Here is a 10327-nt window from a genome sequence, read left to right on the forward strand (position 1 = left end):
GCATTCCGTTTCGGGGCGGTGGTCCGCTCCGGCTTTCGTCGCCCGGCCGGACCGTGCCGCCCCGTCCTCCGTCGTACCTCGATCAGATCCAGACGGTGCCGAGGTGGGCCTCGACCACGCCCGTGATGTTCCGCGGGCCGCCCTCGGACGCGGACGGGTCGTAGTCGAAGTCGTAGCGGTCGGAGCTCTGGAAGTGGCCGCAGACGATCGGGCTGATCTCCAGTTCGTCCCCGGCGGCCGTCTGCCAGGTGATGTACCAGCCCACGCAGCCACCGTCCGGTGTGCCGAAGCCGCCGCCGGGCAGCAGGTCCTCGACCCAGCCCGTGACGCGCGCGGTGCCATTGTCGACGCACAGGGATATCTCGCCGCGGCCGAAGTTCCGCGTGTCGCTCTCGGTGACGCAGGAGGCCGGTGCGGCTGCGCCGGCCTGCGGCGCCGCGGCGAGACCCGCCACGGCGACGGCTCCCGCGACGCACGCCGTGCGCAGGGCTCGGCGTGCGGTGTGGATACGGTTCATGTCCGTTGTCCCTTCTGATGAAGCGCCAGGTGTCAGGTGCGCTGCGCTTCCCACGGCTCGGGGATGCGGGCTCGCCCGGCCGCGCCGAACCGGAGGGTCTCGCGCAGCCGTTCGGGGCGGGTGGTGTCGCCGGAGCGGGCGATCTCCCGCAACTCGCGGGCCAGGAGTCCGGCCTCGGCGGCCCAGCCGTCCAACTGATCGGCGACGGGACCGGCGTTGGCGGTGAGGATCTCCGTCCACAGGTCCGGGTTGCCGTCCGCGATCCGGGTGACATCGCGCAGGTCCTGCCCGGCCAGCCGTACAGCGGACTCGTCGCCGTCGAGCAGCCGGGCCGCGGCGAGCGAGGCGATCAGGTGCGGGGCGTGCGAGACGAGGGCGACGGCCCGGTCGTGGGCCTCGGGGTCGAGCAGCACTGAGACGGCTCCGCACAACGCGACCAGTTCCAGGGCGCAGTTGAGGGCGAGGATGTCGGTGGCGTCGGTCGGTGTCAGCGCCCAGGGGCGCCCCTCGAAGAGATCCGCGCGGGCCTCCCTCGGCCCGGAGCCGCCCGCGCTCACGACGGGGTGCCCGCCCACCAGCGAGGTCAGATCACAGCCATGCGCCCGCGCCTCGTCGTACAGCCGGACCTTGACGCCGGAGACCTCGGTGTAGACGCGGGCCGTGCCCAGCTTCTGGTGCTCGGCCAGCACGGGCGCGCCCCTGCCGGGCGGCGCCACGATCACCGCGATGTCGGCCGGCTGCGGCGGCGCCCCGGCGATGCCCGCGCCGCGCTGCTCGGCCCTGTGCGCGGCGTCGGGGTCCGCGTCGATCAGGTAGGTGGCTACGCCGTGCCGGCGCAGTGCGAGCCCGACGGAGCAGCCGATCGGCCCGGCGCCCACGATGGCGGCGGTGCGCATGCCGTCGTCCTTTCTCGGCCGGAGGGACCGGCCCGGGGGCCGGTCCGCGGCGGGGCTCAGCCGAAGATCTTCACGGCCTGGTAGTAGGTCCAGGCGGTGCTGTTGCAGTTCGTCTGCTTCTCACCGGTGTAGGCGACGCACACGCGCTTCATGTCCTCGTAGAAGGCGCTGTCCAGGCGGCTCTTGTTGGCCTCGAAGGTGCCGGCCGCCTTGTAGTTGCGGTAGCCGAAGTCGTGCCGGACACAGGACAGTTCGAAGGGGAAGCCGAACGGGTTGTTGGGCGCCTGGGTGCAGCCGTCGTTGGACCAGTCGAACTCGTAGGCCGCCCACGCGGCCTGGTTCTGGCGGGCGGCGTTCCAGGCGTTGTAGCTCGCCACGTCGGTCTGTGTGAAGGAGGCGAGGACCTGCGGCTTGTCGGCGGGCGCGGCCTGGGCCGGTGCGGCGGCGACGCCGACGGCGAGGGCACAGCCGGCCAGGGTCACGGACACGGTGGTGCGGCGACGCATGCGGGAACCTCCGAGGAAGCGGACAGCAAGTGCTCCCAATGTCGCCACGGCCGATATGGGGGACGTATCACGCGGTTATCACCGGTCACGCGAACGACGTCGGCCTGCGGACCGTGGGACGGTCCGGAGGCCGACGTCGGGGGGGTACCGCGGGCCGGTGGACGGGGGTGGCCACCGGCCCGCGGAGCGGTCAGGCGTCGCGGCGGCGCAGCACGGCGTAGCCGCCCACGACCGCGGCGAGCGCCCACAGGATCAGCACCACGAGCGCGGTGCCGCCGCTGTAGGGGTCGGTCTCCTGCGTCATCAGCACGGTGCCCGCCTCGCTGGGCATGTAGTCGCTGGCGGTCTCCAGCCACTTGGCGCCGACGACACCCATGAGCTGAGGCAGCGCCAGCAGCATCATGATGAGCGTGGTGATGGTGCCGGCGGCGCTGCGCAGCACCGTGCCCACGCCGATGCACATGGTCGCCAGCAGGGCGAGGTAGGCCGCCGCGCCGAAGGCGGTGCCGATCAGCTCACCGCCGGTGTACTCGCCGTACTCCCCCATGAAGGCGGCGGCGGCCACGCTGGCCAGAACGCTGAGGACGAAGCCCACCACGGCCACGACCGAGGTGACCACGAGCGTCTTGGACAGCAGCATCCGGCTCCGCCTGGGCACGCTCTGCAGGGTGGTGCGCATCGAGCCGCTGGAGTACTCGCTGGTCAGCGCGAGCGTGGCGAGCACTACCACGGTCAGTTGGGAGATCAGGAACGCCTGGGAGGCGTGGTGCGGGGCGGGCATGGTGACGTCCACGCCCTTCTTGGCGCTCGCGTCGGCGGACATGCCGACGATCACTGCGAACCCCACCGTGAGCACCAGCGCGACGAGCAGGTTCCACCACGTCGCGCGCACGCTCCACAGCTTCGTCCACTCGAAGGAAAGGGCGCCTTTGAATCCACCGCCGGAGACGGGTCCGACGAGCCTGGGGGCCGTTGTCGCTGTCATGTCTGCTTACGCTTCCTGGTGATCCGCTGCTTGGTTTACGTGTGCCTCGGCGGCGTGGGAGAGGGAGGGCGAGCCGTACTCCACGCTGGCGGCGGTGAGTTCCATGTACGCCTGCTCCAGGCTGGCCTTGCGCAGGCTCAGTTCGTGGACCGGGACGCGGTGCTGGAAGGCCAGGTCGCCGATCTCCTCCAGGGTGCCGCCGACGACGATGAGTTCCTCGGGGGCACCGTCGGTGCCGCGCTCCACGCTCATGCCGAGGCTGAGCAGTTCGCGCCGCAGCACGTCCGGCTGGGGGGTGCGCACCCGGACGGCGTTCAGTGAACTGCCCGCGATGACCTCCTCGATCGGAGCGTCGGCGATGACCTTGCCGCGGCCGATGACCACCAGATGGTCGGCGGTCTCCTGCATCTCGCTCATCAGATGGCTGGAGACGAACACCGTGCGGCCCTCCGCGGCCAGCTCCCGCATCAGCTCACGCACCCAGCGCACACCGTCGGGGTCCAGGCCGTTGACGGGCTCGTCGAACAACAGCACCTTGGGGTCGCCGAGCAGCGCCCCGGCGATGCCGAGCCGCTGGCCCATGCCGAGCGAGAACGATCCGATCCGCTTCTTGGCCACCTCGCCGAGGCCGACGGTCTCCAGCACCTGCTTCACCCGCGAGGCCGGGATGCCGTTGCTGCGCGCCATGCCGAGCAGATGGTGGTAGGCGGAGCGGCCCGGATGCCCGGCCCGTGCGTCGAGCAGGGCACCCACCTCCCGCAAGGGGTGCTTCAGTTGCGCATACGGCTTGCCGCCGACGAGTGCGCGGCCCTCCGTCGGCTCGTCAAGACCGACGATCATGCGCATGGTCGTCGACTTGCCCGCCCCGTTCGGTCCGAGGAAACCCGTCACCTTTCCGGGATTGATCCCGAACGAGAGGTCGGACACGGCCGTCTTGTCCCCATACCTCTTGGTCAGTCGGTCCACAGTGATCATTACCCGCCTGCTCCTTCCGCAGTCACACCACACAAACTAGGAGCGGCGGCCCCTGGGAACATCTGGCGTTCGGCAACGACTGACTCGACTTTCGGCAGGTTCGTGGCCCGCACCGGCTCTTGTAACGTGCAGGAATGCACCTGTTACAGGCCGTCCGACGGCGAGCGGACCCCGTGCTGCACAGCCTCGGCGCCGAGCGGCCCTTCACCCGGCGCGGCGACCTGCTGCTGCTCGCCGTACTGCTGGCCCCTTCCGCCATCAACGTCGAAGGGCTCGCCGCCTCACCGGTCAGCTGGTCGGCCGTCGCCCTGCTGATCACGGCCGCGGTCGCGGTGCGCCGGGCCCTGCCCGTGCTGTCGCTGGCGCTGGCCGGGTCGATCGTGCTGTTCTACGTCGCCCTCGGCTCGAACCTGTGGACGGCCGGGGCGACGGTGGTGCTGAGCTTCGTGGCGGGCCGCCGGGTCACCCGGCTCTGGCACGCGCACTTGGTGTTCCTCGGGGTGGCGGCCGCCGGGATACTGCTGGTGAATCTGTTCGCCGAGCCCAAGGACTGGCTGAGCCTGCTCCTCACCGAGTTCTTCACCTGCGTCCTGCCCTGGTGGGCGGGCAACTGGTGGCGCCAGCGCTCCGATCTGACCCGGGCCGGCTGGGAACGCGCCGAACAACTGGAGTGGAAAGGCCGCTTCGTCGCCGAACAGGCCCGGCTGAGGGAACGGGCCAGGATCGCCCAGGACATCCATGACTCACTGGGCCATGAGCTGAGCGTGATGGCGCTGCTGGCCGGAGGGCTGGAGCTGGCCCGGGGCCTGACGGACGAGCAGCGGCAGACCATGAAGCAACTGCGGGAGCGGTGCACCATGGCCACCGAGCGGCTGCACGAGGTCATCGGGCTGCTGCGGGAGGACCCCATGCCCTCGCTGCGGCCCGCCCACGAGTCGATCGCCGACCTGGTGCGGCGCTTCGAGCGGTCCGGGATGCCGGTGCGGTTCATTGAGGACGGCGGGGGCCTGCGGCGACCGCCGCTGCTGGCCGAACTCGCCGCGTACCGCGTGGTGCAGGAGGCGCTGACCAACGCGACCAAGCATGCCGCGGGAGCGCCGATCACCGTACGGTTGAGCCACCGGGCGGACGACACGGTGGTGTCCGTGTTCAACGAACCGCCCTCCGGCGGGGGCGAGCCCGCGGCGCCCGGCAGCCGGATGGGACTGATCGGTCTCGACGAACGCGTCCGGCTGGCCGGCGGCACCCTGCGGGCCGGCCCCCGCAGGGGCGGCTTCGAGGTCCGCGCGGAACTCCCGCACGAGCCGTCCGCTCGCGCACTTCCGGTGGAGGAGGCGCACGGTGAGGACGCCGGAGGGACCGGCCCGGACGCGACAGGGCCGGATGCCGACGGCACACGGGGCGGCCCGGACCCCCTCGGTCCGGAGGAGGAAGAGCTCCTCGACTCCCCTGCGAAGGGTGCGCGGTCGCGGCGCAGTGCCTCGCGGACGGCGCTCGCGCGGGCAAGGGCGCGGGTGCGGCGCAACGCGCGGCGGGCCGCACTGCTGCCGGTGCTGCTCGGTGCGGCGCTCGTGCTGGCGCTGACCGGCCTCTACGTCTTCACATCGGCGATGACCTCGCTCTCCCCCGAGGACTACTCCCGCCTGCGGCTGGGCGAATCACGCCAGGACCTGGCCTCGGTCCTCCCCGAGCGGCGCATCCGCAAGCCGCCGCCGGTCGTCACCGAACCCCCCGCGCCCCTGGGGACCGCGTGTGAGTACTACCGGGCGGCCGACAGCGTCCTGAGCTTCACGGACACGCTGTACCGCCTGTGCTTCAAGGACGATGTTCTGGTGGCCAAGGACACCCTGTGAAAAACGGAGTTGGGATGATTCGCGTACTGCTCGCCGACGACGAGACCATTATCAGGGCCGGGGTCCGCTCCATCCTGACCACCGAACCGGACATCGAGGTCGTGGCCGAGGCCGCGGACGGCCGTGAGGCGGTGGAGCTGTCCCGCAAGCACCGGCCGGACGTGGTCCTGCTCGACATCCGCATGCCGGAGATGGACGGTCTGGCGGCCGCCGCGGAGCTCAGGGCCACCAACCCGGACAGCGCCGTGGTCATCCTGACCACCTTCGGTGAGGACAAATACATCGAGCGCGCCCTCGACCACGGGGTGGCCGGCTTTCTGCTGAAGGCCTCGGACCCGCGCGACCTGATCTCCGGGGTGCGGGCCGTGGCCTCGGGCGGCGCCTGTCTGTCCCCGCTGGTGGCGCGGCGGCTGATGACGGAGCTGCGCCGGGCCCCCACGCCGCGCGCGGAGGCCTCCGGGGACCGCACCATGCTGCTGACCAAGCGGGAGCAGGAGGTGCTGGCGATGCTCGGCGCCGGCCTGTCGAACGCGCAGATCGCCGAGCGTCTGCATCTGGTCGAGGGGACGATCAAGACGTACGTCAGCGCCATCCTCAACCAGCTCGGGGTCCGCAACCGGGTGCAGGCGGCGATCATCGCCTATGAGGCGGGGCTGGTGAACAAGGACGACCTGGAGTAACCGGTCCGGGCGGGCCGCCGCGCCGTCAAGTGCGGTGCGACGGGCCGCCGTTCACCCCTGGCCGAGGGCTTGCGTGTGGTCCTTGACGAAGCGGGCGAGCCGGGTCGCGCCCTCGGCGGCCTGCTCGACGGTGACGCCGCTGCACGACAGCCGGATACGGCGGTCGCCCGCGTCGTCCAGGTGGAAGTAGCGCATCGGCGTCCAGATGACGCCGTAGGTCTCCGCCGACCGGCGCAGTGCCGCCTCGTCGGCGGCGAAGGGGACGTCGAGGGTGAGGAAGAAGCCGCCGTCGGGGTCGTTCCAGTGCACCCCGGCCGACTCGGGCTCGCCGGGCGGCAGTTCACGGGCGAGGGTCTCGCGCAGGACGCCCATGGTGGCCTGGTAGTGCCGGGCGGCGGGCTCGTTGGCGGCCCGCAGGCCTCCGCCGGCGCGCAGCAGGAGTCCGGCGACGGCGGCCTGGCTGAGGCTGGAGGTGTTGACCGTGACCATGCTCTTGACCTTGGCCAGTTCGTCGGCGAGGAGGCCCGGCGCCCCGCCGTCGGCGCTCTGGACCGGCTGGTCGGCGACGACGAACCCCACCCGGGCGCCCGGGAAGGCGGTCTTGGCGAAGGAGCCGAGGTAGATGACGCGACGCGCGGTGTCCAGCGCCTTCAAGGTCGGCCGCCGGACGGTGCTGAAGACCCCGTACGGGTTGTCCTCGAGCAGCAGCAGCCCGAGCCGCTGCGCCGCGGCCAGCAGCGCCGTGCGGTCCTCCGCCCGCATGCTGACGCCGCTGGGATTGGAGCAGTCGGGCACGACGTACAGGGCCTTGGCCCGGCGGCCCTGCCGCTGCAGTTCCAGCACGGCGTCTTCGAGGCCGTCGAGACCGGGTCCGTGCGGGGTGCCGGGCACCGGGACGACGTCGATGCCGAGCAGGCCGGCCGCTCCGGTGATGCCGACGTAGCAGGGGCTGTCGACCAGCAGCACGTCCTCGGGCCCGGTGAACAGGGCGCGCAGGGTGAGCAGGACGGCTTCCTGGCAGCCGACGGTCACCACCACGGAGGCGGGGTCGACGCTCATGTCCTCGTCCACCCGCAGCATGTCGGCGACGAGTTCGCGGATCTGTCCGGCTGTCTCGCCGTACTGGTAGAGCGCGGTGCGTACGCGGTCCTCGGACAGGCCGCGCCCGCGCAGGTGGTCGAGGTAGGTCTCGATGAGCGTGGGCACGTCCGCGACGTCGAAGTCCCCCTCGTAGGGGCGGCCGGGGGCGAAGGAGATGGCCTGCGGGTAGCGCAGGGTGACCTCATTGAGGAAGTTCATCGTGTCGAGCAGCGGCTCGGACAGGCTGTGGTGCAGGGCGGCCCGGGGCAGTGCCGCCGCCTGGTTCGCGGTGTCCGCGGTGATCGTCATCCCTGGCTCCAGTCTGGGTACGGCCGGCGCGGCGGCAGGAGGGTGTCCGGGCCGATGGTGTCCGCCGTGGCATGACCGGTGAGCACCATCGTCTCGGCGAACTCCTCGGTCAGCAGGGCGAGCATCCGGCGTACTCCGGCGGCTCCGTCGACGGCCAGGGCGTAGAGCGCGGGCCGGCCGACGAGGACGGCGCGGGCGCCGAGGGCCAGCGCGACGAGGATGTCGGCGCCGGTGCGGATGCCGCCGTCCAGCAGGACCGGGCAGCGGCCGCGCGCGGCGGCCACCACCTCGGGCAGCGCCTCCAGGGTGGCCGGGGCGCCGTCGAGCTGGCGGCCGCCGTGGTTGGACACGACGATCCCGGCGACACCGGCGTCCACGGCCGCCTCGGCGTCGCGTGCGGTGAGGACGCCCTTGGCGAGCACGGGCAGTCCGCTCTCGGCGCGCAGCCTTCCTACGGCGGACCAGTCCAGGGAGCGGTCGAAGGCGAGCCTGCTGTGCGCGCCCGGTGCCGCCGCTCCGGTGGCCGCGGTTCCGCTGAGGTTGGCCGGGGTGATGTGGTCGGGGATCCGGAAGCCGTTGCGCAGATCGCGCAGTCTGCGGCCGGTGAAGGGGGTGTCGGTGGTGAGCACGAGGGCCTGGTAGCCGCTCGCGCCCGCCCGGCGGGCCAGGTCGAGCGTGGTCGCGTGGTCGCGGAAGCAGTACAGCTGGAACCAGAGCGGGGCGGCGGCGGCCGCGGCCACCTCCTCGAGGCGGCGGCTGGAGAAGGTGCTGACGACCATGGGCAGGCCGAGGCTTCCGGCGGCCCGTGCGGTGGCCGGCTCGCCGTCGGGGTGGGCGAGTTCGTGGTATGCGACCGGGGCGATGCCGAGGGGGGCCTCCCAGCGGGAGCCGAGCAGCTCCACGGAGGTCTCGGCCTCCTCGATGCCGGGCAGGGCCCGGGGACGCAGCCGTACCGCCTCGAAGGCCGCCTCGTTGGCGACCAGGGTCCGCTCCCGGCCGGCCCCGCCGGCAATGAAGTCCCATACGTCGGCGTGGAGTTCGCCCCGTGCGCGGTCCGCAAAGTCGGCCAGGGTGAGGAGCTGGGCCGCGGCGGGCGCGCCCCGGTGCCGGGGCACGGACGCGGTCGTCATCGGCCGGCCACTTCCCGCTCCCGCTCGACGGCCTCGTACAGCGCCTTGATGTTGGAACTGCCGAAACCCCGGGCGCCGTGGCGCTGGATGTACTCGTAGAACAGCGTGCTGCGCGGGTAGGGCGAGCGGGTGAAGATCTGCAGCAGGTAGCCCCACTCGTCGCGGTCCACCAGGACGTTGGTCTCGCGCAGGTCGGCGATGCGGTCGGCCATCCCGCTGACGCGTTCGGTCAGCAGGTCGTAGTAGGTGCCGGGGGTGCGCAGGAAGGCGACGCCGCGGTCACCGAGGGAGCGGACGGCGCCCACGATGTCGTCGACGAGGAAGGCCAGGTGCTGGACGCCGGGGCCGTTGTGGGATTCCAGGAAGCGGTTGATCTGGCCGGGCAGCCGGGTGTCGTCCGGCTCGATGAGGGTGAAGGTGATGCCGCCATCGGCGTTGCGCACGACGATGGAGTCCATGGCCTGGCCGCCCACCTCGATGTACTCGGAGGAGTAGTAGGGCGTGTCGAAGGCGGCCTCGTAGAAGTCGGCGGTCTTGCGCAGGGTGCCGGGCTCCAGGCAAACGGCGACATGGTCGAGGGCGGGGCGCGGTCCGCCGGCTTCGGCGGCGGCCGGCAGCAGGGCCCAGACGCGGTCGGGCGGCAGCAGCGGGAGGCCCTCACCGGCCGCGACCAGGGTGTGGCGGATGTCGCCGAAGCCGGAGACCGTGGCGTACTGGGAGTCGCCGCCGGTCAGGGCCGGGGTCGGCGCGCGCAGCGCGGTGGCGCCGGCCAGAACGGCCCGGTCGTAGGCGGAGCGGACGTCGGCACAGCTGAAGGCGAGGTCGGCGATGGAGTCGCCGTGCGCCTCGACGAAGCGGGCCACGGCAGTGCCCTCGCCCAGCGCCTGGGTGACGACCAGGATCACCTCGCCGCTGCGCAGCGCCGTGGAGCGGCGGTCGGGTGTGCCGGTGGCAGGGCCCGCCGCGGCCACCGGCACGAAGCCGAGGTTGTCGGTGAGGAATCCTGCGGCCTCCCGGTCGTCCGCGACGTACAGCTCGGCGTAGGCGATGGCGTGGGGCGGCATGGGGCTCTCCAATACAAGAACGGGAGAATCACGGAAGCACCATCGGGAATACAATTCCCGGAGTCACGTTCAGGGAATGCCGACGGATAGCTGGTAACGACAGTCGGGAACACTCTACAAACGCCCCGTATAACCTCGCTATCGGCTCGATATCAGGCCTCTGAGCTGTGGTTATCCATCACCGATAACCATGTTGACCGTCTCTTGGAAACCTTGCTAGCGTCCCCGTTCGTCTTTGTTTTGACGACGTCTCACCAGCGCCTCGATGACTTTCCGCGCGGCGCGGCACGGAAAAGGCCGGGGTTTTCCGGCGGATGATTGTGAGGAGACAG

At 71.6% G+C, this 10327-nt stretch carries 10 protein-coding genes; 2 read left to right on the top strand and 8 right to left on the bottom strand.

Annotated elements, in window-relative coordinates:
• Positions 1-82: 82 nt before the first annotated feature.
• The 5 genes from ACFYW5_RS29450 to ACFYW5_RS29470 all read right to left on the bottom strand — a co-directional run bounded on the left by ACFYW5_RS29450 (position 83) and on the right by ACFYW5_RS29470 (position 3879).
• Positions 83-517, bottom strand: coding sequence for a hypothetical protein (locus ACFYW5_RS29450; RefSeq protein ID WP_389420138.1), 435 nt, complete (start codon positions 515-517; stop codon positions 83-85).
• 32 nt (positions 518-549) lie between these two features.
• Positions 550-1413 (bottom strand): prephenate dehydrogenase, encoded by an 864-nt coding sequence (locus tag ACFYW5_RS29455; RefSeq protein ID WP_389420139.1) that lies wholly within the window; start codon positions 1411-1413, stop codon positions 550-552.
• A gap of 56 nt (positions 1414-1469) precedes the next feature.
• The gene (locus ACFYW5_RS29460; protein WP_389420140.1) at positions 1470-1919 is read right to left on the bottom strand and encodes a phospholipase; all 450 of its coding nucleotides are present in this window, start codon (positions 1917-1919) and stop codon (positions 1470-1472) included.
• Between the two features lie 190 nt (positions 1920-2109).
• Positions 2110-2904, bottom strand: a complete 795-nt coding sequence (locus tag ACFYW5_RS29465; protein ID WP_389420141.1) for an ABC transporter — start codon at positions 2902-2904, stop codon at positions 2110-2112.
• Between the two features lie 6 nt (positions 2905-2910).
• Positions 2911-3879 (bottom strand): ABC transporter ATP-binding protein, encoded by a 969-nt coding sequence (locus ACFYW5_RS29470; protein WP_389420142.1) that lies wholly within the window; start codon positions 3877-3879, stop codon positions 2911-2913.
• Between the two features lie 134 nt (positions 3880-4013).
• On the opposite strand from ACFYW5_RS29470, the gene ACFYW5_RS29475 reads away from it, so the two are divergent.
• Together ACFYW5_RS29475 and ACFYW5_RS29480 are read left to right on the top strand one after the other, a co-directional pair.
• Positions 4014-5732, top strand: a complete 1719-nt coding sequence (locus ACFYW5_RS29475) for a sensor histidine kinase (RefSeq protein WP_389420143.1) — start codon at positions 4014-4016, stop codon at positions 5730-5732.
• A gap of 14 nt (positions 5733-5746) precedes the next feature.
• Positions 5747-6412 (top strand): response regulator, encoded by a 666-nt coding sequence (locus tag ACFYW5_RS29480; RefSeq protein ID WP_389420144.1) that lies wholly within the window; start codon positions 5747-5749, stop codon positions 6410-6412.
• Between the two features lie 51 nt (positions 6413-6463).
• Here the strand turns inward: ACFYW5_RS29480 and ACFYW5_RS29485 are convergent, their stop codons facing one another.
• Genes ACFYW5_RS29485 through hppD form a run of 3 tightly spaced genes read right to left on the bottom strand, consistent with a single transcriptional unit; the run spans position 6464 to position 9995 of the window.
• Positions 6464-7801: a PLP-dependent aminotransferase family protein gene (locus ACFYW5_RS29485; protein ID WP_389420145.1), complete on the bottom strand. Its 1338-nt coding sequence runs from the start codon at positions 7799-7801 to the stop codon at positions 6464-6466.
• The gene (locus tag ACFYW5_RS29490) at positions 7798-8931 is read right to left on the bottom strand and encodes an alpha-hydroxy acid oxidase (protein ID WP_389420146.1); all 1134 of its coding nucleotides are present in this window, start codon (positions 8929-8931) and stop codon (positions 7798-7800) included. The genes ACFYW5_RS29485 and ACFYW5_RS29490 overlap by 4 nt, the downstream gene beginning before the upstream one ends.
• Complete coding sequence (hppD, locus tag ACFYW5_RS29495; RefSeq protein ID WP_389420147.1) at positions 8928-9995, bottom strand: 4-hydroxyphenylpyruvate dioxygenase; 1068 nt, start codon at positions 9993-9995, stop codon at positions 8928-8930. The genes ACFYW5_RS29490 and hppD overlap by 4 nt, the downstream gene beginning before the upstream one ends.
• Positions 9996-10327 lie beyond the last annotated feature (332 nt).

This window comes from Streptomyces sp. NPDC002779 (genome assembly GCF_042888685.1).
In the GTDB taxonomy this organism is placed as follows: domain Bacteria; phylum Actinomycetota; class Actinomycetes; order Streptomycetales; family Streptomycetaceae; genus Streptomyces.